The organism is Brevundimonas sp. GW456-12-10-14-LB3 (assembly GCF_059424365.1).
Genome location: NZ_JBWKZJ010000011.1, coordinates 56,548 through 82,940 on the forward strand (window position 1 = coordinate 56,548; position 26,393 = coordinate 82,940).

Annotated in this window: 22 protein-coding genes; 4 read left to right on the forward strand and 18 right to left on the reverse strand. The window is 66.1% G+C overall.

What is annotated here, in order from left to right:
* Positions 1-9: 9 nt before the first annotated feature.
* Positions 10-672: an RpiB/LacA/LacB family sugar-phosphate isomerase gene (locus AC07XS_RS06865; RefSeq protein WP_182714294.1), complete on the reverse strand. Its 663-nt coding sequence runs from the start codon at positions 670-672 to the stop codon at positions 10-12.
* Positions 673-896: 224 nt separating this feature from the next.
* Between AC07XS_RS06865 and kduD the strand changes: the two genes are divergently transcribed.
* The 3 genes from kduD (at position 897) to AC07XS_RS06880 (ending at position 4,478) form a co-directional block, all read left to right on the forward strand.
* Complete coding sequence (gene kduD / locus AC07XS_RS06870) at positions 897-1,655, forward strand: 2-dehydro-3-deoxy-D-gluconate 5-dehydrogenase KduD (RefSeq protein WP_152950318.1); 759 nt, start codon at positions 897-899, stop codon at positions 1,653-1,655.
* Positions 1,656-1,674: 19 nt separating this feature from the next.
* On the forward strand, positions 1,675-2,718 hold the full coding sequence (locus AC07XS_RS06875) for a sugar kinase (protein WP_182714295.1): 1,044 nt from the start codon (positions 1,675-1,677) through the stop codon (positions 2,716-2,718).
* Positions 2,719-2,828: 110 nt separating this feature from the next.
* Positions 2,829-4,478 carry a pectate lyase gene (locus AC07XS_RS06880; protein WP_182714296.1) on the forward strand — a complete coding sequence of 550 codons (1,650 nt, stop codon included), beginning with the start codon at positions 2,829-2,831 and terminating at the stop codon, positions 4,476-4,478.
* A gap of 45 nt (positions 4,479-4,523) precedes the next feature.
* Here AC07XS_RS06880 and AC07XS_RS06885 read toward each other — a convergent pair whose 3' ends face one another.
* The 9 genes from AC07XS_RS06885 to AC07XS_RS06925 all read right to left on the reverse strand — a co-directional run bounded on the left by AC07XS_RS06885 (position 4,524) and on the right by AC07XS_RS06925 (position 16,090).
* The gene (locus AC07XS_RS06885; RefSeq protein WP_182714297.1) at positions 4,524-6,023 is read right to left on the reverse strand and encodes an altronate dehydratase family protein; all 1,500 of its coding nucleotides are present in this window, start codon (positions 6,021-6,023) and stop codon (positions 4,524-4,526) included.
* A 3-nt stretch (positions 6,024-6,026) separates the two neighbouring features.
* Positions 6,027-7,472, reverse strand: coding sequence for a mannitol dehydrogenase family protein (locus tag AC07XS_RS06890; RefSeq protein WP_321208058.1), 1,446 nt, complete (start codon positions 7,470-7,472; stop codon positions 6,027-6,029).
* Positions 7,473-7,504: 32 nt separating this feature from the next.
* Positions 7,505-8,920 carry a glucuronate isomerase gene (gene uxaC, locus AC07XS_RS06895; protein ID WP_182714299.1) on the reverse strand — a complete coding sequence of 472 codons (1,416 nt, stop codon included), beginning with the start codon at positions 8,918-8,920 and terminating at the stop codon, positions 7,505-7,507.
* A 197-nt stretch (positions 8,921-9,117) separates the two neighbouring features.
* A complete protein-coding gene (gene rodA / locus AC07XS_RS06900; protein WP_182714300.1) occupies positions 9,118-10,272 on the reverse strand; it encodes a rod shape-determining protein RodA in 1,155 nt (384 codons plus the stop codon).
* Positions 10,272-12,266 (reverse strand): penicillin-binding protein 2, encoded by a 1,995-nt coding sequence (gene mrdA / locus AC07XS_RS06905; RefSeq protein WP_182714301.1) that lies wholly within the window; start codon positions 12,264-12,266, stop codon positions 10,272-10,274. Before mrdA ends, rodA begins: the two co-directional genes overlap by 1 nt.
* Positions 12,263-12,781, reverse strand: coding sequence for a hypothetical protein (locus AC07XS_RS06910; RefSeq protein ID WP_054765852.1), 519 nt, complete (start codon positions 12,779-12,781; stop codon positions 12,263-12,265). The genes mrdA and AC07XS_RS06910 overlap by 4 nt, the downstream gene beginning before the upstream one ends.
* Positions 12,778-13,899 carry a rod shape-determining protein MreC gene (mreC, locus tag AC07XS_RS06915; protein WP_054765853.1) on the reverse strand — a complete coding sequence of 374 codons (1,122 nt, stop codon included), beginning with the start codon at positions 13,897-13,899 and terminating at the stop codon, positions 12,778-12,780. Before mreC ends, AC07XS_RS06910 begins: the two co-directional genes overlap by 4 nt.
* A gap of 152 nt (positions 13,900-14,051) precedes the next feature.
* Positions 14,052-15,092, reverse strand: coding sequence for a rod shape-determining protein (locus AC07XS_RS06920; RefSeq protein ID WP_054765854.1), 1,041 nt, complete (start codon positions 15,090-15,092; stop codon positions 14,052-14,054).
* 284 nt (positions 15,093-15,376) lie between these two features.
* Positions 15,377-16,090: a TVP38/TMEM64 family protein gene (locus AC07XS_RS06925; protein WP_152950322.1), complete on the reverse strand. Its 714-nt coding sequence runs from the start codon at positions 16,088-16,090 to the stop codon at positions 15,377-15,379.
* 123 nt (positions 16,091-16,213) lie between these two features.
* Between AC07XS_RS06925 and AC07XS_RS06930 the strand changes: the two genes are divergently transcribed.
* Entirely contained in the window at positions 16,214-17,419 is a 1,206-nt protein-coding gene (locus AC07XS_RS06930) for a pyridoxal phosphate-dependent aminotransferase (protein WP_182714303.1), read from the forward strand.
* A gap of 51 nt (positions 17,420-17,470) precedes the next feature.
* On the opposite strand, the gene AC07XS_RS06935 is transcribed toward AC07XS_RS06930, so the two are convergent.
* The 8 genes from AC07XS_RS06935 to serS all read right to left on the reverse strand — a co-directional run bounded on the left by AC07XS_RS06935 (position 17,471) and on the right by serS (position 26,214).
* Complete coding sequence (locus AC07XS_RS06935; RefSeq protein ID WP_182714304.1) at positions 17,471-18,775, reverse strand: cation:proton antiporter; 1,305 nt, start codon at positions 18,773-18,775, stop codon at positions 17,471-17,473.
* Between the two features lie 109 nt (positions 18,776-18,884).
* Positions 18,885-19,874, reverse strand: a complete 990-nt coding sequence (secF, locus tag AC07XS_RS06940) for a protein translocase subunit SecF (protein ID WP_054765858.1) — start codon at positions 19,872-19,874, stop codon at positions 18,885-18,887.
* Positions 19,874-21,466, reverse strand: coding sequence for a protein translocase subunit SecD (gene secD, locus AC07XS_RS06945; RefSeq protein WP_054765859.1), 1,593 nt, complete (start codon positions 21,464-21,466; stop codon positions 19,874-19,876). Before secD ends, secF begins: the two co-directional genes overlap by 1 nt.
* Before the next feature lie 35 nt (positions 21,467-21,501).
* Positions 21,502-21,819, reverse strand: a complete 318-nt coding sequence (gene yajC / locus AC07XS_RS06950) for a preprotein translocase subunit YajC (protein ID WP_054765860.1) — start codon at positions 21,817-21,819, stop codon at positions 21,502-21,504.
* Positions 21,820-21,923: 104 nt separating this feature from the next.
* A complete protein-coding gene (locus AC07XS_RS06955; protein ID WP_321208062.1) occupies positions 21,924-22,973 on the reverse strand; it encodes a peptidoglycan DD-metalloendopeptidase family protein in 1,050 nt (349 codons plus the stop codon).
* 275 nt (positions 22,974-23,248) lie between these two features.
* Positions 23,249-23,893 carry a protein-L-isoaspartate(D-aspartate) O-methyltransferase gene (locus tag AC07XS_RS06960; RefSeq protein WP_054765861.1) on the reverse strand — a complete coding sequence of 215 codons (645 nt, stop codon included), beginning with the start codon at positions 23,891-23,893 and terminating at the stop codon, positions 23,249-23,251.
* On the reverse strand, positions 23,890-24,681 hold the full coding sequence (gene surE, locus AC07XS_RS06965) for a 5'/3'-nucleotidase SurE (RefSeq protein WP_182714305.1): 792 nt from the start codon (positions 24,679-24,681) through the stop codon (positions 23,890-23,892). The genes AC07XS_RS06960 and surE overlap by 4 nt, the downstream gene beginning before the upstream one ends.
* 126 nt (positions 24,682-24,807) lie before the next feature.
* Entirely contained in the window at positions 24,808-26,214 is a 1,407-nt protein-coding gene (gene serS, locus AC07XS_RS06970; RefSeq protein WP_182714306.1) for a serine--tRNA ligase, read from the reverse strand.
* Positions 26,215-26,393: the final 179 nt, after the last annotated feature.

The following is a 26,393-nucleotide window of genomic DNA, read 5'->3' on the forward strand; positions in this document are numbered from 1 at the left end:
GCCTTGGCCTTATGCGGGCTCCAAAGCCTTCGCGCCGCTTAGAACGCCCTTCAGATAATCACGAATACCTTCGTCCGTAGCGTTGGCGAAGAAGTATTCGGAAAACCGCTCGCCCGCGATCGCGGCTTTCAGCAAGTCCTGATCCATCTCCTTCAGCACGGTCAGCATGTCCTTGCAGGATGCGGCCTTCAGATCGCGCAGCACGCCTCGGTTCTTGCGCATGATCTCCGCACGTTCCTTGGGATAGCCCAGGCCGCGCTCGCCCTCGAACAGTTTGCGATACACGTCCTGAAGGTTCAGCTCCGCCGCCCAACCGAACCCCTTGGCATAGGGCATGGAGATGGCGTTTCCGTCATTGATCTGGCCGAACAGGAAGGCGTCGGTCGGATCAATGACCAGGCCGCAGAAGACGCCCGGCATGCTGTTGCAGGCCAGCATCGATCCCATGCCGGTGCCGCAACCGGTCACCACGAAGTCGGCGGCGCCGGAGTTGAGCAGGATGGCGGTCAGCACGCCGTTCATCACATAGGTCAGCGACGCCTTATCCTCGGCGGCGTACATTCCATAGTGGAACACCTGATGCCCCAGCGGCTCCGCGACGGCGGACAGAGCCGCATGCACCGTCTCGCTTTTTGCGGCCTGGCTGTTTTCGATAATGAGCGCGATCTTCATGGGGACTCCTCAAGGCGAGTTCAGGCGACATCGAACCATGTCGCGCGATTATGGGCTAATGGATTGCATCATAATATGACACCGGTTACCTAGTCCACATGGGGAGAGATGCAAGGTCACCCGGATCGATTTCGCGGCGAAGCTGACAGAGCGGAACATTCGCCCTTGCCGCATCACACCCGCTAAACGGCGTCGCAAAAGGCGCAGACCAGAGGAAACACAATATGACCACTCCATTCGACCTCACCGGAAAAGTCGCCCTGGTCACCGGCGGCAATGTGGGCTTGGGCCAGGGAATCGCTCTGGCTCTGGCGGAAGCCGGCGCCGACATCGTTTCGGTCGCCCTGTCGGATTCCGACGACACGGTCGCCAAGGTGAAGGCCATGGGACGCCGCGCTCATGCGGTCAGCGCCGATCTGACCTCGATCGAACCGGTCGAGCGCGTGGTTCAGGAAACCCTTGAGGCGATGGGCCGGATCGACATCCTGGTCAACAATGCGGGCCTGATCCGTCGCGCCGACGCCGTGGACTTCACCGAGGCCGACTGGGACCTGGTGATGAACATCAATCTGAAGACCGTCTTCTTCCTCAGCCAGGCCGTGGCCCGTCACTTCATCAAACAGGGCGAAGGCGGCAAGATCATCAACATCGCCTCCATGCTTTCCTTCCAGGGGGGCATCCGGGTGCCCTCCTACACCGCCTCCAAGTCGGGCGTGGCCGGCCTGACCAAGCTGATGGCCAACGAATGGGCGCCGCACGGCATCACCGCCAACGCCATTGCGCCCGGGTATTTCGCCACTGCCAACACTCAGGCGCTGCGCGAGGACCCCGTCCGCTCGGCTGAAATCCTGGGCCGCATCCCGGCCGGCCGCTGGGGCGAGCCTTCGGACCTCGGCGGGGCCGCCGTCTTCCTGGCGAGCCGAGCGTCCGACTATGTCCAAGGCGCCATCCTGCCGGTCGACGGCGGTTGGCAGGCGCGCTGAGCGACGGCTAGTCTGAAGCATGACCCACAGCGCATCTCCCCGCCGCATCCTCTGCTTCGGCGAGATGCTGCTGCGGTTTTCGCCCAATCAGCACGAGTTGCTTCTGCAGTCTCCCGCCCTGACGGTCCGTCCAGGGGGCGCGGAGGCGAATGTCGCGGTCTCCCTGGCCCAATTCGGCGCCCCCACGGGTTTGGCGACAGTCTTGCCCGACAACGTCCTGGGTCGCGCCGCGCGTGACGAAGTGCGCCGACACGGCGTCGATACCTCGACGGTCGTGTTCAAGGCCGGTCGCATGGGCCTGTACTTCCTCACCCCTGGGGCCGTAAGGCGCCCATCGGAAGTCCTGTACGACCGCGCCGGCTCCGCCTTCGTCGAACATGTCCATACGGCGTTCGACTGGGACGCCTTGCTGGACGGGGTGGAATGGCTGCACGCGTCCGGCGTCACGCCGGCTACGGGCCCTAACGGCTCGTCCGCCGCCGTCGCCCTGATAGAAGCTGCGGCGCGCCTGGGGGTTAAGGTCAGTTATGACGGCAACTTCCGCGGAAAGCTGTGGGAGCAATGGGACGGCGATCCCCCGACGGTTTTGGGCCGGATGCTGAGCGGCGCGACCCTGGCCTTTGCTGACGATCGTGACTTCGGCCTGGTGCTGAGGGCGCGGTTCGACGACGCCGACCCGGCCGTCCGGCGTCGCGAGGCCGCAAAGGCCGCCTTCAACGCCTTTCCTCGTCTTCAACGCATCGCCTGCACCCTGCGGGTGCAAGACAGCGTCGCCGACCAGGCGCTTTCGGCGGTGATGCTGACGCGAGACGGTGGGCAGATCGTCGAAACGCAGGCGGACGCCCTGCACATGGCCGGTGTCGTGGACCGGGTAGGCGGTGGCGACGCCTTCGCTTCCGGCGTGCTGTTCGGGCTCTGGAGCGGCTGGTCGGATCAGCAGGCGCTGGATTTCGGCTTGGCGGCCGCCGGCCTGAAACACTCGGTTCCGGGCGATTTCAACCTGTTTTCGGCCGATCAGGTGCGGGCGGCCATGGGTGACAACGGGTTCGACATTCGCCGTTAGATCCCCGGCCGGATTCCGTCGAGACTCCCCTAGGAAACCGGTGTCAGTCGTGCTTGATTGAGTGTCCAACCGGCCGCGAAGAGCCGTTTCAGAGGTCCAGGAGTTTCAGCATGCATGCCCCTTCCATGAGCCGTCGCGCCGTCTTGGCCGCCGGCGCCGCCGCCACATTCGTCGCCGCCTCCGCACCCGCCCTCGCTGGCGCCGCCTCGGCGCCTCAGCGGGACGCCATCCTGGCGGGGATGAAGCGGGCCGCACGCTTTATGACCGATGAGGCTGCAGTCGAAGGCGGTTATGTCTGGCAGTATCTGCCCGACTTTTCTCGGCGCTGGGGCGAGTTGGAAGCCAGCCCGACCATGATCTGGGTGCAGCCGCCTGGAACCGCGACCATGGGGCACCTGTTCCTGGACGCCTACCATGCGACCGGCGACGACTTCTATTATGAGGCCGCCAAGTCCGCCGCCGACGCTCTTGTCCGGGGCCAACACCCGGCTGGCGGTTGGAACTATGTCATCGACACGGCCGGCGAGGCTTCGCTGAGGCGGTGGTACGACACGGTCGGCAAGAACGCATGGCGGCTGGAGGAATTTCATCGCTACTACGGCAACGCCACCTTCGATGACGCGGGTACGGCTGAGGCCTCGCAACTGCTTCTTCGCCTGTACCTCGAAAAGCGAGACCGCAAATATCTGGCGCCTCTGAACAAGGCGATCGATTTTGTTCTCGACAGCCAGTATCCGAACGGAGGCTGGCCTCAACGTTACCCCTTCGTACAGAACGGCGGCGTCCACGGGCACGCCGACTACACGCCCTACATCACCTTCAATGACGATGTCGCAGGCGAGAATCTGGAGTTTCTGATCTACGCCTGGCACGGGTTGGCGCGGAACGGACGCGGCGATCCGCGCATCCTGGATGCGATCAACCGCGGCATGGATATCTTCGTCAGAACCCAACAGCCTCAGCCCCAGCCCGCCTGGGGCCTGCAGCATTTCCCCGACACCCTAAAGCCGGCCGGCGCGCGGACGATCGAACCTCAGGCCCTCGTCACCCATGCGACGGGCACCAACATCAAGTCGATGCTCGGCTTCTACCGGTTGACCGGGGACCGGAAATTCCTTGACCGCCTGCCTGAGGCCCTGGACTGGCTGGATCAGGTCGCGACCAAGCCGCCGCTCAATACACCGGGGCGGACCCATCCCACCTTCATTCTCGAAGGCGCCAACACCCCGATCTACATCCATCGTCGGGGATCCAACGTCGCCAACGGCCAGTACTACGCCGACGACAATCCCGAGAATCTGATCGTCCACTACGGTTCGTTCCGGAACGTGGACACGCCCGCTCTTCGCGCGGAGTATGCCCGCCTCTCCGCCCTGCCGGTCGAGGCTGCGACGCAAGGGTCGCCGCTGAAGGCGCGACCGGGCTCTCTACGGCTTCCGACCTATTTCACCCTTCAGGACGTCGATGTCTGGGACATGTCCGGCGACGCCAAACGGCCGTCGCCGGTCAGCGAGAGCCGCGTAGCCGAGGTTCTGGCCGGACTGAATGCGCGGGGCTATTGGCCGACGCCGCTGACGACGACGTCGAACCCCTACAGGGGCGACTCCCCCACTGCCGTGACCGGCGGCGAATATCAGATGACACGCGTCGGCGACGTCTGGGACACGTCGCCCTATCGGACCGACTACCCGGTCGAGGGCGTTTCCACCTCGGTCTTCATTCGGAACATGGGCGATCTGATCCAGGCCCTGGTCGCCTGATTGGAGCGGGCGGCCCGAATGATCGGGCCGTCCGGCGTCCGGCCTTTAGAGGTAGGCGCCCACCTGCCAGGGGACGAACTCATTGTCGCCGATGCCCAGCGCCTCCGACTTTGACGGCTCGCCAGAGGCCACGGCCAGCATCTTTTGGAAGATCCGTTCGCCGACATCGGTAAGGCTGGCGCCCGTAAGCACCGGCGATGCGTCGATATCCATGTCCTCGTCCATCCAACGCGCCAATTTGGCGTTGGAGGCGATCTTGATCGAGGGCGCCGGCTTGGCCCCGAAGACTGAGCCACGGCCGGTGGTGAAGACGATCAGATTGGCGCCCGAGGCGATCTGGCCCGTCGCCGAACAGGGGTCGTAGCCTGGACTGTCCATGAAGCTGAGCCCCCTGGCCGCCCGCGGTTCGGCATAGCCGATCACGTCGTTGAGCGGCGTCGAGCCCGACTTGGCGACGGCCCCCAGAGACTTCTCCAGGATGGTTGTCAATCCGCCCTTCAGATTGCCCGGAGAGGGGTTGTTGTTCAGCTCCATCTGATGTCGCGCCGCATAGTCGCGCCACCAGGCCAGGCGCGCCTGCAGCTTGTCGGCGACGGCCTGTGACGCAGCACGGCGCAGCAGCAGGTGTTCGGCTCCCCAGATTTCGGGTGTCTCCGACAACAGGGCCGACCCGCCGTGGCTGACCAGCCGATCGACCGCCTCGCCCAAGGCCGGGTTGGCCGTGACGCCGGACCAGCCGTCCGAACCGCCGCACTGAAGGCCGACCGTTAGATGCTCGACCGACACGGTCGTGCGTCGTGTCTTGGCGGCCTCCGTGATCAGATCGCGAACGATCGCGACGCCGGCCTCGATCGCGCGCGCCGTTCCTCCGGCCTCCTGTATGGTCAGGGCGTGAAGGGTGGGACCGGCGTTCAGCCCCTCATTGGCGAGCCAGGCGGGGATTTGATTGGCCTCGCACCCCAGCCCCACGATCAGCAGGGCGTGAAAGTTGGGGTGGCGGGCATAGCCTCCCAGGGTGCGCTGCAAGAGGGCCACATCGGAAGACAGGGATGAGCCGCCGCATCCCCCCTGGTGGGTGAAGGCGACCACTCCGTCGACACCGTCCGGCAGGCCGTCATCAGGAAAGGCGTCGGCGATGCGGCGCGCCACTGTGGCGGAACAGTTCACGCTGGTGAGCACGCCGATATAGTTTCGCGTCCCCACTCGCCCGTCCGGGCGCACGATCCCCTGAAAGGTCGCGTCAGACCGCAGCGGCGGCGAACGCAGATCTGCCCCCACCTCGGCCTCTCGTCCATCGTCGGTCATCATCAGATTATGGATGTGAACGTGGTCTCCCGGCGCGATCGCAATGCGGGCGCGGCCGATGACCTGACCATAGCGACGAACCACTCCTCCCGCTTCCACAGCATGACGCGCGATCTTATGACCCGTGGGGATGTGGGTGCGCGCGGGGACGTCCAAGCCTTCGGGAGTCTGGCCTTCGGAAATGTCATCCAGGGCGATGGCGACGTCGTCGAGTGAATTTAAGACCACAATGCGAGACATGATCTAGACCGCCGCCTCCCGCGCCGCCTCGACCGCTCCTTTGCGACACAGCGACAGATAGGCGTCCGTAACCGCCAGGGCGAAGCGGTCGTCCGCCGCCAGGCGCTGCGGAAAAACGGCCGCAAGCCTCAGAAGACTCAACACCTGGCCGGCTTCATTGTCAGCCTCAGCCAGGCGCCGGGCCGTTTCGGCGGCCAGCGGATCATCGACCTCGAAGCGCTCTCCCCCTTCCGTCAAACCCGATTGCCACCTCATCCAGGCCGCTACGCCCAGCGCCGTCGCCTTGATCCCGAGCCCTGCCGCCAAACGATCTGCGGCTGTCGCCAACAGTCGCTGTGGCAGCTTCTGAGAACCGTCGATGGCGATCTGGCGTGTGCGATGCATCAGGGCGGCGTTGCAGAAGCGCGCCATCAGGGCGTTCCGATAGTCGGCGATCACCAAACCGGGCGGCGGCTCCAACGTCGTCTCGACCTCGTCCCACAGGGCTTCGACATAGGTGCGGAAAGACGGCACGCCCACCACCTCATGCACATGTTCGAAGCCGGCCAGCGCCCCCAGGTAGGACAAGGCGGAGTGAGCGCCGTTCAGAAGTCTCAGCTTGGCGTTCTCCCAAGGCTCGACGGACTCCGCCAACTGAACGCCCAGGGCCGGGAAGTCCGGTCGCTCGCCGGCGAAATGGTTTTCGATCACCCACTGGGTGAAGGGCTCCGTCTTGACCATGCCTTGATCCTCAAAGCCGAGCCGGCCGGTCAGTCGCGCCACATCGTCGGGGGTAGTCGCAGGAACAATGCGGTCGATCATGGTCTGCGGGAAGGCGCCATGACGCCTGATCCAGTCGGCCAAATCAGGGTCGATACGGCCCGCCATCGCCAGCACGGCCGCCCTGATTCTTTGCCCGTTCTGCGGAAGATTGTCGCAGCTGATGACGGTGAAGGGTTTAAGGCCCGCAGCCTTGCGCGCCTTCAGCGCCGCAACAAGGAATCCGGGGGCCGTGCGCGGCGCCTCCAGATCGATCAAATCCGCAGCCACGTCCGGATCATTGAAAATCAGATCGCCGCTTGCGGGGTCGATACGGTAACCCTTTTCGGTGACGGTCAGGGTGACGATGTGAACCTCAGCCCTCGCCATCACGGCCACCAGAGCGGCGGGGTCTTCCGGGCCGACCAGGACGCCGCAGCCCGCGCCAATGACGCGAAGATCCTCGCGCGCCCCGTCACGCAGCACCAGGGTGTACAGTCCGTCTTGGGGATTCAGTTGGTCTCTGACGCCCGGCGACCGCAGCGAGGCCCCGAGAACCCCCCAACGCAGGTCGCCGCCGGCCAGGGCGTCGTCGAAAACAACCGCCTGATGGGCGCGGTGGAAGGCTCCCACCCCCAGATGCACTACGCCGGTCTTCACCTCCGCACGGTCATATTTGGGCTGAGCGACGTCCAAAGGCAGTTGCGACAAAGCCCCTGAGTTCAGCCGGGACGTTTGACCGCTCACAGCTTGTAAGCCGCCTTGACCAGGCCATAGGTCAGGGCGTGGGCGACCTCGTGCGCCTCGTCCTCCTCGATCCTATGCTCCACCACAAGCCGGGCCAGGAAGCTGCAGTCCATGCGCCGCGCCACATCGTGACGGGCCGGGATCGACAGGAAGGCGCGGGTGTCGTCATTGAACCCGACCGTGTTGTAAAAGCCGGCGGTCTCGGTGACCTGTTCGCGGAAGCGGCGCATGCCCTCTGGGCTGTCGTGGAACCACCAACTGGGGCCCAGTTTCAACGCCGGATAATGACCGGCCAGCGGAGCCAGTTCGCGGCTGTAGCTGGTCTCATCGAGGGTGAAGACGATCAAGGACAGGCGCCTGTCCGCCCCAAAGCGATCCAGCAGCGGCTTCAAGGCCCTGACGTAATCGGTCGGGGTGGGAATGTCGCATCCCTTGTCGCGTCCAAAGCGATCGAACACCGTCGCCGAATGATTGCGGAAACTGCCGGGATGCAGTTGCATCACCAGGCCGTCCTCGACCGACATGGCGGCCATTTCGGTCAGCATCTGGCCGCGAAACAGCTCGGCGTCCGCAGCTGTCGCGGGCGCCGTGGATACGCGACGGAACAGAGCCTCGGCCTCTCCTCTCGGCAGATCCGCCGTGAAGGCGGTCGGATGGCCATGGTCGGTCGAGGTCGCGCCCCTTTCTATGAAGAAGGCGCGACGGTCGCGGAGAGCTTGAAGATAGCCGTCCCAGCTCATGACGTCGCGACCGGTGAGATCGGCCAGGCTGTGCAGATTGTCGCGGAAACCCTCATAGTCCGGATCCAGGACCGGGTCGGGTCGAAATGCGGTCAGCACCCTGCCTTTCCAGCCTGACGACGCGATGGTCTTGTGGTGATCCAGGGTGTCGAGCGGGCTCTCGGTGGTGGTCAAAACCTCGATATTGTAGCGTTCGAACAGGGCGCGTGGCCGGAAACCGTCGGTTTTGAGGGCGGCGTCGATGACGTCGTAATAATGGTCCGCCGTCTCGCCCGAGAGACGCACATCCAGGCCGAACACCTCGGCATAGACCCAGTCATGCCAGAGGCGCGAAGGCGTGCCGCGAAACAGGTGATAGTTCTCGGCGAACCGGCGCCAGATTTTCCTGGGATCCGTCTCCACAGGCCCGCCGTCGACGCGCGGCACGCCCAGATCCTCCATCGCCATCCCCTGCGAATACAGCATCCGAAAGACGTAATGGTCGGGCGTAATCAGCAGCTCAGCCGGGTTGGCGAAGGCTTGGTTCAGGGCGAACCAGCTGGGGTCTGTATGCCCGTGCGGACTGATGATCGGCAGATCTTTGACGGCGTCATACAGCCGCCGCGCGACTGCGCGGGTTCCCGCATCTGCTGGAAACAGGCGGTCGGGATGTAGTCGGAGCGGCTGGGTCATGAAATCCTTCCCTCAGTTCCCGCCGGCCGGACGCGACGAGTCGTTTCTGTTCCTCCTGTTACAGGGCTGAGGACAAAAAAGACACCGGTTACCTTAGTAGTCTAGTCTGCCTACGGCGCACGCTGAATCTGCGGCGCTGTAATCAAACGTGCGAGGTCTAGGCGGACGGCCTGCCGAGGCGCGCTTTTCAATCGGCCTCAGATCAGCCCATGGCCCTTCGGCAGTTCGGCGTATCGATGCACCCGCGTCGCCATGACGAGGCCGAAGCCGATCATGACGGTCAGCATCACGGTGCCGCCGTTGGACAACAGCGGCATGGGCACGCCCACGACCGGCGCAAGCCCCATAACCATGGCGCCGTTGATCAGCACATACATGGCGAAGGTGGCGATCACGCCGGACGCCGCCAAACGGCCGAAATGACTGTGGGACAGGGACGCTATTCGCAAAGAGATCAATATGATGGCCGCATAGGCGCCGAGCAGGAAGAAGGCGCCGACGAAGCCGAACTCCTCGGCGAAGGCGGCGAAGATGAAGTCGGTGTGCCGCTCGGGCAGAAACTCCAGCTGGCTCTGGCTGCCCAGGCCGTAGCCCTTGCCAAGAAGCCCGCCCGAGCCCATCGCGATCTTGGATTGGACGATCTGATACCCCTTGTCGGCCATGTCCGCCTCAGGGTTCAGGAAGGTCAGCACCCGGTGGCGCTGATAGTCGTGCATGCCGAACATCACATAGGGCGGGACGGCGACCGTGGCGACGGCGGCGACGGCGGCGATGATCTTCCAGTTCAGACCGGCCATGAACATGATGGCCGCGCCGGTCAGGCCGATCAGCATTGCCGAGCCCAGATCCGGCTGGTGCGCCACCAGCAGGAAGGGCATGCCGATGATGGCGACGGGAATGATCAGCTTCCAGTGAAAGCTCGCCTCCTTGGCCGAGGCCCCGTGGTACCAACGCGCCAGGGCCAGAACCACGCCGATCTTCATGATTTCCGAGGGCTGTATGCGGGTCACGCCCAGGTCAAGCCAGCGCGTGGCGCCGAGCGCGGTGTAGCCCAACGGCGTCTCGACGAGGGCCAGCAGGAACAGGGCCACGCCATAGATGGGATAGGCCAGGGCGAACCAGTAGCGAATGTTGATCATCGACAGCCCCAGCATCAGCACCAGGCAGACGCCGAACCGGATCAGGTGTTTAGCCGCCCAGGGTGACCACGAGCCGCCCCCCACCGAATAGAGCATCATTGCGCCCGCGCCGCCTACGGCGCAGATGAGCAGCAGAAGCCGCCAGTCGAGCTGGCTGATCTTGGTCGAAACGCGTTCGCGCTCGCCGGGACGGGACAGGGCGGAAGCGGTCATCAGCGCGGCTCAGTCGAAGGGGGAAGCGGATCAACCGCCTCCGGCGTCGGCGCCGCCGGCTCGACGGTCGAAGGCTGGGTCAGGTCCGTCGTCTCTGTCGGTTCGGGCGCCGGCGGGCGTTCCATTCGCGCGCGCATCTCCGGATCCTTCAGCAAGGCGACCTTCATCACCTCCCGCGCGCGCGGCGCGCCGGCTGTACCGCCGCCCATGCCGCCGTGTTGCACAATCACCGACACGGCGTAGCGGGGATTGTCCGCCGGCGCGAAGGCGATGAACAGGTTGTGGTCCTTCTGGGCCCAGGGCCGGCCCGCGCCCTTGCGCGACCCGGCGCCGTAGTTCTGCGCCTGCGCCGTCCCGGTCTTGCCCGCCATGCGGATGTCGCCGAGGCCCAGTTGGCTGTTCCTGAAGCCGGTCCCGCCGACGTCGGTCACCGCCTCCATCCCTTCCCGCATCACCTGCACGAAGGCCGGATCATAGGGCAGGTCGGCGAAGCTGCGGTCGCCCCCCTGCTCCACTCCCCCGATCGACTTGATCAGCCGCGGTGTCACGGCCTTTCGGCCATTGGCCAGTCGCGAAGCATAGACGGCCAATTGCAGGGCGTTGACCGTCAAGGCGCCTTGACCGATGCCGTAGCTCGGCGTTTCGCCCGGATACCATTTGCCGTCGCCCCGCACGGGATTCTTCCGCCGCCATTCTCGGTCAGGCACCAGGCCCGGCTTCTGGCCGGAGATGCCGATGTCGTAGGTCTGGCCGAATCCCATTTCTCGCGCCGTCTCGGCGATGGCGTCCGGCCCGACCTCGACCGCCAGGGTCATGAAATAGACGTTGCAGGAGTTCTTGATCGCCGAACGCATGTCCTGCGAACCGTGTCGCCCCAGGCAGGCGAACCGCCGCCCCAGATAGTAGGCCCCGTTGCAGACGATCCGTCGGTTCGGGTCGCCGCCCCGTTTCAACGCCGTCAGCCCGACGACCGGCTTGAAGGTCGAGCCGGGCGCGAACGTCCCCGTTAGAGCCTTATCCAGCAGCGGGCGACGTTCATAGTCGGCCAAGGCGCGATAGATGCTGGAAGGCACGCCCCCCACAAACAGGTTGGGATCGAACGAGGGGGCGGAGGTCATCGCCAGAATGTCGCCGTTGCGGACGTCCATCACGACGCAGGCGCCGGACTCCTCGCCGAACACCTCCAGCGCCCGGTTCTGAATGTCGGCGTCCAGGGTCAGAACCACTTCCTGCCCGGGAACCGCCGGGCGGGAGCCGCCCACATCCTCGGCCACCACCCGACCCCGCGCGTCCACCTCGACGCGATTGCCGCCGGGCTCGCCGCGCAGGGCCTCGTCCAGCGCCTTCTCCACCCCCTGACGGCCGATGCGGAAACTGGGGTTGAACAGCAGGGGCGGCACTTCTTCGCCCTTGTCGCGGATGGCCTTGACGTCTCGGTCCGACACCTTGGCCACATAGCCGACCACATGGGCGAAAGAGCCGCCGAACGGATAGTAGCGGGCGTCGTTCATGTCGGCCATGACGCCCGGCAGCTCGTTGGCGTACAGATTGACCTTGGCGAACTCCTCCCAGGTCAGGTCGCTCTTGACCGGAACCGGGTTGAACTTGGACGAGGCGTTGACGTCGCGGATGATGGCGCGGCGGCGTTCCAGGGTGTCGGGAAGCAGCCGACCCAGCAGGTCCAGGGTCTGGTCCAGGTCCTTGGTTTCGTCGCGCACCACCAGCACTCGGAAACTGGGGCGGTTGCCGGCGATGACGACGCCGTTGCGATCCTTGATCAGGCCCCGCGGCGGCGGAACCATGCGGAAGTTGAACTGGTTCTGCGACGAGAGGGTCGCATACTCCTGAGCCTGCACGACCTGGAGCTGGGCCAGCCGCCCTACAAGCGCCGCCACGCCGAGGGTCGCCAGGCCGCCGAACACGAAGGTGCGCCGCAGGAACGAGCCCTGTCGTTCATTGACGTCGGCGAAAAAAATGGAAGGTTCGCCGCTCATCGGAAGCGAATGTCTCCATCGTCGAACCGCTCAAGCATCCAGTCAGCGACCGGATAAAGCAGGAGGGTCGGGACGATCTGGCCGATCAGCGACAGAATGGCCGGCGGATTGCCCGCCCGCACCGTCACGATGACATAGGCGAACAGAAACGCCCCCAGGGTGCAGGCCACATACCAGGCGAACCGGATCAGCCCTTCGTGTCCGGCCAAAAGATTGCGCGACAGAAGCAGGACGCCATAGACCCCCATCAGACACAGGGCCCACATGCCGAGCGGGCCGTTCCAAAACAGGTCAAGGAACAGGCCCAGGGCGAACAGCACAGCCGGCGCCGTCATCGACGGACGGATCAAGGGCCAGGCGAAGGCCAGAACCATGGGCACGACCGGCTCCGGCAAGGTCAGGCCGAAAAGCTGGGCGGGGGTGGCCAGGACGATGGTCGCCGCGACCGCCACAAGGGCCGGATAGAGGATCCATTGCAAAGGCCCGACGACGCGGACCGCAACCGGCCGTCTCACGCGGCGCCTCCCGGCGCAGGCGAGGGTCCGCCCGGCGGAGTCTCAGGCGTGGACTGATCCGGAGCGGCGCGCGGAGCCGGACCGCGCTGAACCGACGGCCCGGCGGTTGCGGCCTGCGAAGCCTGGGCCTGCCGCGTGCGTTCGGCCTGGGCGCGTGCGGCCGCTTGCCGGCGTGCGGCAACGTCCGCAATCGCAGCCGCCTGTTCGAGGCTGGGCTCGGGCGCCGTCCCCAGACCCGCCAGGGGCGGCGCATTCAGGGCGTTGGGATCGACCAGTTGGCCGAAGTCCTGGAACAACAGCACACGCACATAATCGACAGCGCCACGATCGCTGAACAGTTTGACGCGCCAGCTGCCGTCAATGCCCTTGGCGGCGACGCCGATCGGTATGCCGCGCGGCAGTCCCCCACCGTCCCCAGAACTCAGAATGCGATCACCCGGCTGCACCGAGCCGGCTCCGCGAACAAACTCCAGACGCGGGTTGTCGCTGCCGTCGCCGGTGAGAAGCGCCCGCGCATCGGTGCGATCCACCAGGACGGGCGTCCGAGACGCCACATCGGTCAGGAGCACCATGCGGCTCACGCCTCCGGTCGCGCCCGTCACGCGACCGACGAGGCCGTGTTCATTGATCACCGGATTGCCGATCCGCACGCCGCGGCGCGTGCCCACGTCCAGAAGCTTGGCCCGATTAAAGGGTCCGCGCGCGTCGGAGATGGCGCGCGCCGTGATCATCGGAACGGGCGGCTCAGTCCGCAGCCCCAGCAAGGCTTCATAGCGCGCGTTGACGTTCTTCAGGGCGATGGCCTGGTCGCGCCACGGTTGGAGTTCCGCCAATTCCGCCTTGAGTTTCCGATTTTCCGACACCGCGAAGAAATAGCCCCCGACATAGTCGGTGACGGCGCCGACCCAGCGCACCGGCGCGGCCAAGATCCCGCTGACAGGTCCAGTCACCGTATCAGCCGCTCCGCGCACGGCGCCATAGCTGGAACCGCCGTCGACGGCCTTGCGATCGCTCACCAGTAGGAGGCCGGCGGCCACGATCGACACGACGACCACAACCGCGGCGGTCCAGACCAGCGGCACCTTCAGGTTTTCAAAGGGACCGTCGCGAAACGCCACGGGCGACCTTCCACAAAAGGGGTTGGAATTGACAGGCGATCCCTGTCGTTCTGCCTGCCTATCGCAAAATCAGGGCCGGAATGGAACCGTCGATCACGCAGGGCTGAAAAGGATCTGCGGCCGGACTTACGTCCGGCCGCAATCAAAAAAGATCAGAGCGCCGAGTCGAGCACGCCCTTCATCCAGCGCGGATGCTCCAGCACGCGACCGCAGCCGATCGCCACGCACGACAGCGGGTCGTCCGCCACCGAAACCGGCAGGCCGGTGTGGTCACGGATTTCGACGTCCAGGCCGCGCAGCAGGGCGCCGCCGCCGGTCAGCATGATGCCCTTGTCGGCGATATCGGCGGCGAGTTCGGGCGGGGTGGCCTCCAGCGCGACCTTCACGGCCTCGATGATCTGGGTCACCGGCTCGGCCAGGGCTTCCGCCGCCTGGCGTTCGGAGATGCGCACTTCGCGCGGCACGCCCTGCATCAGGTCGCGGCCCTTGACCTCGATCGACAGGCCTTCCCCGTCGGCCGGGATGCGGGCGGTGCCGATGTCCTTCTTGATGCGCTCGGCAGTGGTCTCGCCGATCAGCAGATTATGGTTGCGACGCATATAGCTGATGATGCTGTCGTCCATCTTGTCGCCGCCGACGCGGACCGAACGCGAATAGACGATGCCCGACAGCGAGAGCACGGCCACCTCGGTGGTGCCGCCGCCTATATCGACGACCATGGAGCCGGTCGGCTCGTGGATCGGCAGGCCGGCGCCGATCGCGGCGGCCATCGGCTCGTCGATCAGGCCCACGCGGCGCGCCGAGGCGTTCAGGCAAGAATCATTGATCGCGCGACGCTCGACCGCCGTGGCGCCGGACGGCACGCAGACGATGATCTTCGGGTTCACGAATCCCTTGCGGTTATGCACCTTGCGGATGAAATGTTTGATCATCTCTTCGGCGACTTCGAAGTCGGCGATGACCCCGTCGCGCATCGGGCGGATGGCTTCCATGTGGCCGGGCGTTCGGCCCAGCATCTGCTTGGCCTCAATGCCCACGGCGTGCACGATCTTGCGTCCGCCGACGTTGCGCAGGGCCACCACGGACGGCTCGTTCAGGACGATGCCCTTGCCCTTCATGTAGATCAGGGTGTTGGCGGTGCCCAGGTCCATCGCGATGTCGTTGGAGATCGCGCCGAAAAGGGAAAAGCTCATGGGAATCGATACCGTTGTTCTTTGACCGAGGGCGTCAGTTTCGCAGTCGACCTGGCGACGCCCCGCCGTCCTGACATCCCCTTGCCGGACGGCTTCCTGATCGTCTTCGCCATGCCTACCGCTGGCCCGTGTGCCCGTATGAAACAGGGAATACAACCCCCTTCGCGTGCCGGACACGCGTTCACCCCCAGGCCTGTGGAAGCTTGGCGCTCAGGGCCGTTCACGATAGTGTCATGAGCGGCAAGGACTTCCTGTGAAACATCCTGCCAGCGCCTGCCGCGACGTCAGTCCCCACGCGCCTTTTCGCGACGCCTCACCCACTCCCGGACCCCCAGCATTAGACCCAACCATGCCAGGGCCACGCCCGCGAGGATCGCCGAGGTCCAGACCCCGTCGCCGCTGACGGCCGTCATGAAGGAGCCGCCGAAAAACGCCACAAGCGCCGTCTTGGGCAAAACCCCCAGCGCGCACCCGGCTAGAAAGCCCGGAAAGGACGCCCGCGCCGCGCCAAAGGCCATGTTGACCACGATGAAGGGCGCCGAGGGCACGTTGCGGATCATGAAGCTGGCGTAGAAGGCGTTCTGACCCACGAACCGGGTCAGCCGCCCCACCGTCTTGCCGCCGTGCCGCTCCAGCACCCGCGCGGTCGGCCCGCGCCCCATCCAATATGTGACGGCGGCCGAGGCGACCGTGGCGATCCAGCTGTACAGAAACCCGAACCAGGGGCCAAAGGCCACCACGCAGGCGGCGATCAGAATGAACTGAGGCGCGCCGAAGAAGGCTGCGACCGTGAACACGATCACGGCCGCAGGCAGGCCCCACGGTCCGTGCCGGAACCCGCCCAGCCAAGCCTCCAGCCGCGCCTCGGCGTCCAGCCCCAGCTGGCTCTTACCCACAGCAAACAGAGCCGTCATCGCGCCCAGGACGACAATAGTCGCCAGCACGGCGCGCCAGCGCCGCGCCTCCATATTGGACAGGAAATCGAGGATCCAACGCATCAGACGCGCCGCTTATCACCCCGGCTGTACATTAGCGAGCCTGGGCGGATTGTCCCGGCGGGCCTGCGCGCGTAAGGAACCTCGCCTCCCCGGCAACAACCTTCCAAGACCGATGGGATTCCCATGTCCAGCCTGCAATCTTCCGCCCTCGCCCGTGTCAAGCCTTCGGCCACCATCGCCGTGACCGCCCAGGCCCGGAAGCTTAAAGCAGAAGGCCGCGACGTGATCGGTCTAGGGGCCGGCGAGCCGGACTTCGACACGCCGGAGAATATCAAACAGGCCGCCATCGACGCCATTAACCGCGGCGAGACCAAATATACCGACGCCGACGGCATGCCCGAACTGAAGAAGGCCATCGTGGCCAAGTTCGCCCGCGAGAACGGCCTGACCTACGACGTGTCGCAGATCCACGTCGCCCCGGGCGGCAAGCCGGTCATCTTCAACGCCCTGGTCGCGACCCTGAACCCCGGCGACGAGGTCATCGTGCCTGCTCCCTACTGGGTCTCCTATCCCGACATGGTCCTGCTCGCCGGGGGCGAGCCCGTGACCGTGGTCGGCGAGGAGAAGGACGGCTTCAAGCTGCGCCCCCAGGTGCTGGAGGCCGCCGTCACGCCCAAGACCAAGTGGCTGATCCTGAACAGCCCCTCCAACCCGACCGGCGCCGCCTACACCCAGGCGGAGTTGCTGGCCCTGGCCGAGGTCCTGCGTCGTCACCCCCACGTCTGGGTGCTGACCGACGACATGTACGAGCACCTCGTATATGGCGACTTCGAATACACCACCATCGCCCAGGTCGCCCCCGACCTGATCGACCGCACCCTGACGGTCAACGGCGTGTCCAAAGCCTATGCCATGACCGGCTGGCGCATCGGCTACGCCGGCGGCCCCAAGCCGCTGATCGACCTGATGCGCAAGGTGGCCAGCCAGACCACCTCCAACCCCACCAGCATCAGCCAGTGGGCCGCGGTCGAGGCCCTGAACGGCACCCAGGACTTCATCCCCGAGCGCAAGATCGCCTTCGAGAAGCGCCGCGACCTGGTCGTCTCGATGCTGAACCAGGCGACGGGGATCACCTGTGCTGTGCCGGAAGGCGCCTTCTACGTCTATCCGTCCATCGCCGGCCTGATCGGCAAGACGACGGAATCGGGCGTGGTCATCGACGGCGACAGCACCTTCGCCGCCGAGCTGCTGAACGCCGAGGGCGTCGCCGTGGTCCAGGGCGAGGCCTTCGGCCTGTCGCCCTATTTCCGCATCAGCTACGCCACCTCCGACGCCGTGCTGGAAGAAGCCTGCACCCGCATCCAGCGCTTCGCCGCCTCGCTGCGTTGAGTTTTCCACCGGACGGACGCCTCTGTGTCCGTCCGGATCAACGGCCGCAGTTCAGGCCGTGGCGCGAGGCGACAGTTGGGCTCCGTCGCCGTCCGGTTCATTCGGATCGCCCAGCTCCCCTCGCTCTCGCGCCCTGCGGCCATAGACCCATTCGAACAGCGGCGACGCCATAAGGGTCGTGATGATGGCCATCAGAACCAGGATGGAGAACAGGGCTGGGCCGATGACGCCGCGCTGAAGTCCGATATTGATGATGATCAGCTCCATCAGCCCGCGCGCGTTCATCAGGGCGCCGATCCCCAGGGCCGTGGCGTTGTCCTGGCCTGTCAGCCGGGCGGCCGCCCAGCAGGCGCCCCCCTTGGCCAGGACGGAGCCGGCCAGGATCACCAGGGTGACGGCGGCCAAACCGATATTGTCCACCATCGTCAGCTGCGTATTGAGCCCCGAAAAAGTGAAGAACATCGGCAGCAGAACCAGAACGGCGAAAGGCTCCAGCTGACGTTTGATCTCCGCCGTCAAAAGGCCGCGCGGCATGGCGACCCCCAGGATGAAACCGCCGAAGACCGCATGGATGCCGACGGCGTCCATCGCCCAGGCGCTGAGCATGAACAGGATCAGGACGACGCCCAATACGCTCGGTCCGACGCGCCCCTCCCGCTCTGCGATCCGGCCTAGGGGCGCCAGAAGCCGGGGCCCCAAGGTCATCATGAAAAGGGCGAAGGCGCCGCCTCCGGCGATCGCCACCACCGCCACCATCGGGCCGGCGCCGAAGCTGGCCAGGACGATCGCCAATACGCACCACGCCCCGGCGTCATCGATGGCGCCGGCGGCCAGAGACAGCGATCCCAGCCTCGATCCGCTCAGGCCGCGTTCGTGAATGATGCGGGCCAACATGGGAAAGGCGGTAATCGAAATGGCCGCGCCCATAAACAGCATGGCCTGCCAGGTCACGATTCCCTCGCCGAACAGGCCAAGACTCAGTAGCCAGGGCGCGATGGCGACCGCGACCAGAAACGGCGCCGCCATACCGGCCAGAGACACGGCCGCCGCGCTGGTCGCATGGGCGCGGAAATGATCCCGGCGAAACCCCAGCCCGACCAGGAACATGTAGAGACCGACGCCCAGCTGGGCGCCGACGAACAGGATGGACCGCGACTCCTTCGGAAACAGGGCGGCCTGCAAGTCGGGAGCCAGAAGTCCGAAAAGGGACGGCCCCAGGATCACGCCTGCGATCATTTCGCCGACAACCTGCGGCTGACCCAACCAGCGCTTGGCCGCCCATCCCACCACCCGGCAGGCGGCGATGATCACCGCCATCTGCAGGAAAAAGGCGACACTCAGCTCCGCATTGGTCATGCGATGATCCCTCCCCAGGGCGCGCCGTTCTTGAGAACGATCACAGGTCGCTCACCCTAAACACCCTCGTCGCCTATTCAAGGCTCCCCGCAGACCTAGGTCGTCTTGATCAGGGCCGGCTGGCCATGCCCAGCTTAACCGGCTTGGCCTCCTCGTTCAGGGCGCCGCGCTTGACGCCCCAGAGCAGGATGATCGGCGCGCCGACATAGATGGACGAATAGGTGCCCACGATGATGCCGAACATCAGGGCGATCGAGAAGCCGAACAGGGCTTCGCCGCCGAACAGGGCCAGGGCCGCCAGCACCATGACGGCGGTCACGCCGGTGATGATGGTCCGCGACAGGGTCTCGTTCAGCGACAGGTCGATCACCTCGCCCAAAGGCATGGTCTTGTACTTGCGCAGGTTCTCGCGAAGCCGGTCGAACACCACCACGGTGTCGTTCATCGAATAGCCGATGACGGTCAGGATGGCGGCGACCATGTTCAGGCTGAACTCCAGGCGGAAGACCACGATCAGGCCGAAGGTCAGCACCACGTCGTGCAGCAGGCCGATCACGGCGCCGAAGCCGAATTGCGGCTCGAACCGGAACCAGATGTAGAGGAACATCAGGCCGATAGCGACGGCCAGGGCCAACAGGCCCGAGGTGAACAGTTCGCCGGACACCTTGGACCCGACCACGCTGACGCCCGAATACTGCACCTCGCCGACCGTGCCGCTGATGGCGCGCTCGACCTGGTTCACCACCTGGGTCTGATCGCGGCCTTCCGGCACCTGGAAGCGCAGGATGGCGGTCGAGCCGTCATCGACATTGGTGTCGCGCCGGGCGATGCCCTGCACCTGGACGTCGCCCAGGTTCAGACCGTTCACCGCCTCGCGCACCCGGTCCAGCTCGATGGTCTGGCCGGCGGGCTTGGACACCTCCATCGAGGCGCCGCCCCGGAAGTCGATGCCCATGTTCAGGCCGGGCACGAAACAGCCCACGATCGAGGCGATGCACAGCACCACCGACAGGACGGCGGCGTACCGGGAGTATTTGACGAAATGGAAGTTCGTCTTCTGCGGCAGCAGTTTGATGAGGGGCCATCCACGCATCGCCATTACTCCGCGATCGGCAGTTTTTTGGGCTTGGCGGTCTTGAGCCAGTAGGCCAGCAGCACCTGGGCCACCAGAACCGACGAGAACACCGAGGTGAAGACGCCGATGCTCAGCGTCCAGGCGAAGCCGCGTACCGGACCGGCGCCGAAGACGAACATGATCGCCGCCGCCACCAGGGTGGTGACGTTTGCGTCCAGGATCGTGCCCCAGGCCTTGGAGAATCCGGCGTCCATGCTGGCGATCACGCTGCGGCCCGCCCGGGCCTCGTCGCGCATCCGCTCATAGATCAGCACATTGGCGTCCACCGCCACGGCGAAGGTCAGGATCAGACCCGCGATGCCCGGCAGGGTCAGGGTCGCCTGGGTCAGCGACATGGCCGCCACGATCAGCACGCCGTTCAGGATCAGGCCGACCACCGAAACGCCCCCGAACAGGAGGCCGTAGGCCAGGATCATGAAGACCACGATGATGGCGAAGCCGACGGCGGTCGATAGGGCGCCTGCGGCCACGGCGTCGGCGCCCAGTTCGGCGGTCACGGTCCGGCGTTCCTCGACGTTCAGCGGCGCCGGCAGGGCGCCCCCGTTCAGCAGGTTCACCATCGTCGCGGCTTCCTGGATCGTGAACTGGCCTTCGATGATGCCCGATCCGTTGGTGATGGCGCTGTTGATGCGCGGCGCGGATATGACCTTGCCGTCCAGGATGATGGCGAAGGGTTTGCCGATATTGGCCGAGGTCGCCTCGCCGAAGCGGCGGGCGCCGGCGCCGTCGAAGCGGAAGCCGATGGCGGGGCGGCCGCTCTGATCGGCGTCGACCGAGGCCCGTGTCAGGTTTTCACCCGAGACCAGAACCCGCTTCTTGACCAGATAGGGCGTGCCCTGTTCATCGGTCAGCAGTTCAGCGTCCGGCGGCACGCGACCCGCCTGGGCCTCCGTCACCGAATTCTCAGTGTCCACCATCTGGAAGGTCAGTTGCGCCGTCTGGCCGATGACCTCCTCCAGCTTGCGCGGATCGCTCTCGCCCGGCGCCTGGACCACGATCCGGTCGGCGCCCTGGCGGGTGATCGAGGGTTCGCGCGTACCCAGGCTGTCGATGCGGCGACGGACGACTTCGATGGACTGATCGACCGCCGTCGATCCCATGCCGGCCAGGGCCGCGTCCGTATAGGCGAATCGGACCCGGTCCGAACCGACGCGGCTGGCCGTCCGTTCGACCTGGCCGGACGGTCCCGGCGCGCCGGCGAGGCGGCGCAGGGCTTCAAAGGCGGCGGTCTGTTTCGCCGGGTCCGCCAAAGCGACCACGACGCCGCCCGCCTCGCGCTGGAGGCCGTTGGTGGCGATGCCCTCGCCGTTCAGGGTCACCCGCACGTCCTCGATCAGATTGGTGACGCGCTTCTCGCGCATCGCCGGCACGTCCACCTCGAGCAGCAGATAGGAGCCGCCCTGCAGGTCCAGCCCCAGGTTCAGGGCGTTCTTCGGCAGCCAGCCGGGCAGCGCCTCCCGCTGAGCCGGGCTCAGCAGGTTGGGATAGGCCAGCAGGCAGCCGATGATCGCCGAGGCGACGACGAGAATGATTTTCCAGCGCGACAGCTGAATCATGAGGACAGTCCAGGTTCAGCGATACGCTTCGGGTCTCAGGCCTTGGAGTCGTTGGCGGCGACGGCGGTGCGGTTGCGCACCTCGGCGATCATCGCCTTGACGACGCGGATATTGACGCTGGGCGCGATCTCGACATTGACCTCGGCCTCTTCGACGCGGGTCACCTTGCCGATGGCGCCGCTGGACAGGACCACCGTGTCGCCGCGCTTCACGGCGGCGATGGCGGCCGCATGTTCCTTGGCGCGCTTCTGCTGCGGACGGATCAGCAGGAAGTAGAACAGGATGAAGATGGCGACGATCGGCAGGAACTGCATGATCACGGCCATCATGCCGCCGTCAGCTGGGGCGCCCATGGGGTCTCTCCGAACACAAGGCGGGGCGGCCCTCGTCGGCGCCCCCATTAAAACGAGGCGCGGAACCTAGGGCCGCGCTTCGCGGATTGCAACGTAACGAACGATCAGCGCGGCAATACGCTCAGGGGATCGACCGCCACGGGGTCGTCGCCGCGCATCTGGCGGGTCTCGAAATGGATCGACGGGCGGCCGTCCCCGGCGGTCAAACCCACGGTGCCGATCTGCTGACCCGCGCGCACGTCGTCGCCGTCCTTGACCGTGGCCGAGCCCAGATGGCCGTAAACCGTGCGCCAGCCGCCGTTGTGCACGATCAGCACCGTCAGGCCCTGGCCCACCAGATCGTCGCCCACATAGGCCACGCGCCCACCGGCCGCCGCCACGACCGAGGCGCCGGCCGAGGCGCCGATATTGATCCCATTGTTGCGCTCGCCCATGCCGACCGGACCGAACCGTCTCAGGATGTCGCCCCGCACCGGCCATTGCAGGGCGATGGTTCCGCCTGCGACGGGCGTCGTCGCCGGACCGGGCGCGCTCTCGACCGGCCGCGTCTGGACCGGCCGCGTCTGGGCCGGCAGGGCCGGATTGCCCGAGGGCGGCGGCGGGGGCGGCGGAACCACCCCCGAGTTCGGCACCAGCACACCGGCCGGCGACGGCCCCGTGGCGTAGGGATCGCGTCCCGTGTCCACGGCGGAATCGGGCAGAATGATTCTTTGACCGCTGGTGATCGCGCCGCGCGGCCCCAGCCCGTTCAGGTCGATCAGGGTTTGAACCGGCGTCTGGAACCGCCGGCCGACGCCCGAGATGGTGTCGCCCGGCTGGATCACATAGGCCGCGCCCGGCGTCACCACGGCGGGCGGCGAAGATGGGGCGGGCGTCGCCGGATAGGTCGGCTGGGCCGGCGTGACCGAAACCGGCGGCGGCAGGGCCCCGCCGTCGATCGAGCCGACCGGCGCCGTCGCCGGCGGCTGCTGATACGGTTGGGCGGGGGTCTGCGGTTGGGCCGGCTGACCATAGGGGCCCTGCTGAGCCTGCGGCTGGGCGCCTCCGGCAGGAACAGGGCGCGTCGAATACTGCGGCTCGGACGGATAGGTCATACAGGCCGCTGCGCTCAGCGACGCCGCCAAGATCACAACCGCTCTCATTCCGCCCGACATCACCTGCACCGGCCGCTCCTTACGTGGTTAAATCCGCCCGCCCGGTTTGCCCGCTCGCGCCGCCCAAGCCAAGCCCGCAATCATCGCCAAAGTGGGGCGGGAAGGTTAACGGCCGTCCAGACCCTCTCCCGCTTGCGGGAGAGGTGGCCTGGCGTCCGCGCAGCGGACCAGGGTCGGAGAGGGAAGTTTTCTTTCAAGAAGCATGACTTCCCCCATCGTCAGGCGTGTCGCTTCGCGCCACGACCTGACACTTTCCCCGCAAGCGGGGGAAGGTCTCACCCCTCCTTCGCCGTCCCCTCGACCAGGGGCACGAACCGCACTTCCGTCAGGCTTTCGCGCCGGAACGAGCCGTCACCTTGCCCCACATAGCGGTGCAGGATCTGCACCGAGGTGCGGCCCACCGGCGCCACCAGAACCCCGTTTGGCTTCAGCTGTTTCAACAGTTCGGTCGGCTCGCCCGGCGATGCGGCCGTCACCATGATCCGGTCGAAGGGCGCCTGTTCGATCCAGCCCAGGCCGCCGTCTCCGTGACGGGTGATGACGTTCTCGATCTCCAGGGCGCGCAGACGCGCCTCGGCCTCGACCAGCAGACTGCGATACCGCTCCACCGAATAGACATAGCGCGCCAGCCGGCTCAGCACCGCGCACTGGTAGCCGCTGCCGGTGCCGATCTCCAGCACCCGGTGACGGGGCTGGACGTCCAGGGCCTGGGTCATCAGGCCGACGATATAGGGCTGGCTGATGGTCTGGGCGCAGTCGATCGGCAGGGCCTGGTCTTCCCAGGCCTGATCCAGGAATTTTTCGTGCACGAAGACCGCGCGGTCGATGCTCTCCATCGCGCCCAGCACCCGGGGGTCCGTCACCCCCTGCTGGCGCAGCGACAGGATCAGCCGTCCGGCGCGGTCGTCGTGCAGGTTCATGCCGCCTTCACCGTCTTCGGCGGCGCCCCGCCCAGCACCTTTTTCAGGTCATGGACGCTCGGCATGTGGGTCAGGTCGATGTGCAGAGGCGTGACCGAAATCCGCCCCGCCTCGATGGCCCTCAGGTCCGTGCCCTCGGCATGCTCCTGCTTCTCGCCGCGGAAGCTCATCCAGTAATAGTCGCGCCCCCGCAGGTCAGTGCGGCGCACCGCATGCATCTCGCCCACGTCGCGGAAGCCTTGCGTCGTCACCTCGATCTGCTCGACCCGTTCGGGCGGCAGATTGGGAAAGTTCAGGTTCATCACCACGCCCGGCGCCCATTTCTGGTCCAGCAGACGCGAAATGATGGCCGGGGCGAAGGCTTCGGCCGTCTCCCAGTGGGCGACCACCTCGTCATGGAACCTTTCCAGGCTCTGGCTCAGGGCGATGGAGCGGATGCCGAAGGCCATGCCTTGCAGCGCCCCCGCCACCGTGCCGGAATAGCTGACGTCCTCGCCGATATTGTGCCCCCGGTTGACGCCGGACAGCACCAGATCGGGCTTCTGCGGCATCAGATCGTTGACCGCCAGGATGACGCAGTCGGTCGGCGTCCCGGTCACCGAGAACCGCCGTTCGCCATGCTTATGCACCCGCAGCGGCTCGGTCAGGGTTATGCCCCGGCCCTTGGCCGATTGTTCGACGGCGGGGGCGCACACCCAGATGTCGTCGCTCAGCGTCCGCGCGATCCGCTCAAGGGATTCAAGACCTTCCGCCTCGATCCCGTCGTCGTTTGTCAGGAGGATTCTCATGCGATCTCCCCCCCGTTGGGGGAGACAGGCGCGCATAGCGCGCCGGAGGGGGGCAAGGCGGAACCGGCACGGGGGCGGAAGGCCCCCTCCACCGCTTCGCGGTCCCCCTCCCCCAACGGGGGAGGATTAAACGCCCACATGGGTCAAACCTCCCATATAGGGCTGCAACACCGTCGGCACCGCGATCCGCCCGTCGTCCTGCTGATAGTTCTCCATGATCGCCACCAGCGTCCGGCCCACCGCCAGCCCCGACCCGTTCAGCGTATGGACGAACTCGGTCTTCTTCTCGCCGGCGCGCTTGAACCGCGCATCCATGCGCCGCGCCTGGAAGTCGCCGCAGTTCGAGCAGCTGCTGATCTCGCGATAGGTCCCCTGGCTGGGCAGCCAGACCTCCAGGTCGAAGGTCTTCTGGGCCGAGAAGCCCATGTCGCCCTTGCACAGCAGCATCCGCCGGAACGGCAGCTCCAGCGCCTTCAGCACCGCCTCGGCGCAGGCCGTCATCCGCTCGTGCTCGGCGTCGGAGTCTTCCGGCCGCGCGATCGACACCATCTCGACCTTGGAGAACTGGTGCTGGCGGATCAGCCCGCGCGTATCCCGCCCCGCCGACCCGGCTTCAGCGCGGAAGCAGGGCGTCAGCGCCGTCATCCGCATCGGCGTGGCGAGGTCGTCCTCGGACAGGATGGTCTCGCGCACGAGGTTGGTCAGGGAGACTTCGGCAGTGGGGATGGCGAATAGCTGCTCCTTGGTGGGCGCAGCTTCCACGGCACTCAATACCAACTCCGCGAGAGGCCCACCGCCTTGGGGAGCTTGGCTGTCAGCCAAGGCCTCTTTGAGAAGTTTAGTCCGGGTCTCAGGGTCCATGACGAGGAAAAGATCGTCGTAGAACTTGGGCATTTGCCCCGTGCCGTACATCGCATCATACCCGACTAGGTAGGGCGGGTTCACTTCCAGATAGCCGTGCTGATCCGTCTGCAGGTCCAGCATGAACTGGCCCACGGCCCGTTCCAGCCGAGCCAGCTGGCCCTTCAGCACCGCGAACCGGGCGCCCGACATCTTGGCCGCCGCCTCGAAGTCCAGCATGCCCAGGGCCTCGCCCAGGTCGGCGTGATCCTTGGCCGGGCCGCCTTCGCGTGGGGTTCCCCAGCGCGAGACCTCGACATTGCCCGCTTCGTCCTCGCCGTCCGGCACATCCTCGGCCGCCAGGTTCTTCAACCCCGCCAGCAGGTCGCGCAGTTCCTTGCCGACGCGCGCCTCGACCTCGGCCGCCGCGGCGATGTCGCCCTTCAGGGCCTCGACCTCGGCCTTCAGGCGGTCGGCCTCGGCCATGTCCTTCCTGCCCATGGCGGCGCCGATCAGCTTGGAGGCGGCGTTGCGCTTGGCCAGGGCGTCCTGGCCGGTGGTCTGGGCGTGGCGCAGTTCGGCGTCCAATCGCAGGATGTCCGCCACCAGCCCGTCGGCCTGATCGACCCCGCGCGACGACCAGCCCGCGACATAAACCTGGGGGTTCTCGCGAATGGCTCTGATGTCGTGCATGGTCTGAAACTTCGGTTGGGCGGGAGAAGCCGAACGCTCTACCCGCCTGCGCGGTTACGGGCAACGGCGGTGGGGCGGTTCCCCCTCCACCACGCTTCGCGCGGTCCCCCTCCCCAAAAGGGAGGAATGCGATGACCGAAATCCTCCCCCTCTGGGGGAGGTGGCGCGGCGCGCAGCGC

Excerpts from the sequence above, each read along its gene's own strand:
- AC07XS_RS06865 (WP_182714294.1), bottom strand. The coding sequence starts at position 672 with ATGAAGATCGCGCTCATTATCGAAAACAGCCAGGCCGCAAAAAGCGAG.
- kduD (WP_152950318.1), top strand. The coding sequence starts at position 897 with ATGACCACTCCATTCGACCTCACCGGAAAAGTCGCCCTGGTCACCGGC.
- AC07XS_RS06875 (WP_182714295.1), top strand. The coding sequence starts at position 1,675 with ATGACCCACAGCGCATCTCCCCGCCGCATCCTCTGCTTCGGCGAGATG.
- AC07XS_RS06880 (WP_182714296.1), top strand. The coding sequence starts at position 2,829 with ATGCATGCCCCTTCCATGAGCCGTCGCGCCGTCTTGGCCGCCGGCGCC.
- AC07XS_RS06885 (WP_182714297.1), bottom strand. The coding sequence starts at position 6,023 with ATGTCTCGCATTGTGGTCTTAAATTCACTCGACGACGTCGCCATCGCC.
- uxaC (WP_182714299.1), bottom strand. The coding sequence starts at position 8,920 with ATGACCCAGCCGCTCCGACTACATCCCGACCGCCTGTTTCCAGCAGAT.
- rodA (WP_182714300.1), bottom strand. The coding sequence starts at position 10,272 with ATGACCGCTTCCGCCCTGTCCCGTCCCGGCGAGCGCGAACGCGTTTCG.
- mrdA (WP_182714301.1), bottom strand. The coding sequence starts at position 12,266 with ATGAGCGGCGAACCTTCCATTTTTTTCGCCGACGTCAATGAACGACAG.
- AC07XS_RS06920 (WP_054765854.1), bottom strand. The coding sequence starts at position 15,092 with ATGAGCTTTTCCCTTTTCGGCGCGATCTCCAACGACATCGCGATGGAC.
- AC07XS_RS06925 (WP_152950322.1), bottom strand. The coding sequence starts at position 16,090 with ATGCGTTGGATCCTCGATTTCCTGTCCAATATGGAGGCGCGGCGCTGG.
- AC07XS_RS06930 (WP_182714303.1), top strand. The coding sequence starts at position 16,214 with ATGTCCAGCCTGCAATCTTCCGCCCTCGCCCGTGTCAAGCCTTCGGCC.
- AC07XS_RS06935 (WP_182714304.1), bottom strand. The coding sequence starts at position 18,775 with ATGACCAATGCGGAGCTGAGTGTCGCCTTTTTCCTGCAGATGGCGGTG.
- secF (WP_054765858.1), bottom strand. The coding sequence starts at position 19,874 with ATGGCGATGCGTGGATGGCCCCTCATCAAACTGCTGCCGCAGAAGACG.
- secD (WP_054765859.1), bottom strand. The coding sequence starts at position 21,466 with ATGATTCAGCTGTCGCGCTGGAAAATCATTCTCGTCGTCGCCTCGGCG.
- yajC (WP_054765860.1), bottom strand. The coding sequence starts at position 21,819 with ATGGGCGCCCCAGCTGACGGCGGCATGATGGCCGTGATCATGCAGTTC.
- AC07XS_RS06955 (WP_321208062.1), bottom strand. The coding sequence starts at position 22,973 with ATGTCGGGCGGAATGAGAGCGGTTGTGATCTTGGCGGCGTCGCTGAGC.
- AC07XS_RS06960 (WP_054765861.1), bottom strand. The coding sequence starts at position 23,893 with ATGAACCTGCACGACGACCGCGCCGGACGGCTGATCCTGTCGCTGCGC.
- surE (WP_182714305.1), bottom strand. The coding sequence starts at position 24,681 with ATGAGAATCCTCCTGACAAACGACGACGGGATCGAGGCGGAAGGTCTT.
- serS (WP_182714306.1), bottom strand. The coding sequence starts at position 26,214 with ATGCACGACATCAGAGCCATTCGCGAGAACCCCCAGGTTTATGTCGCG.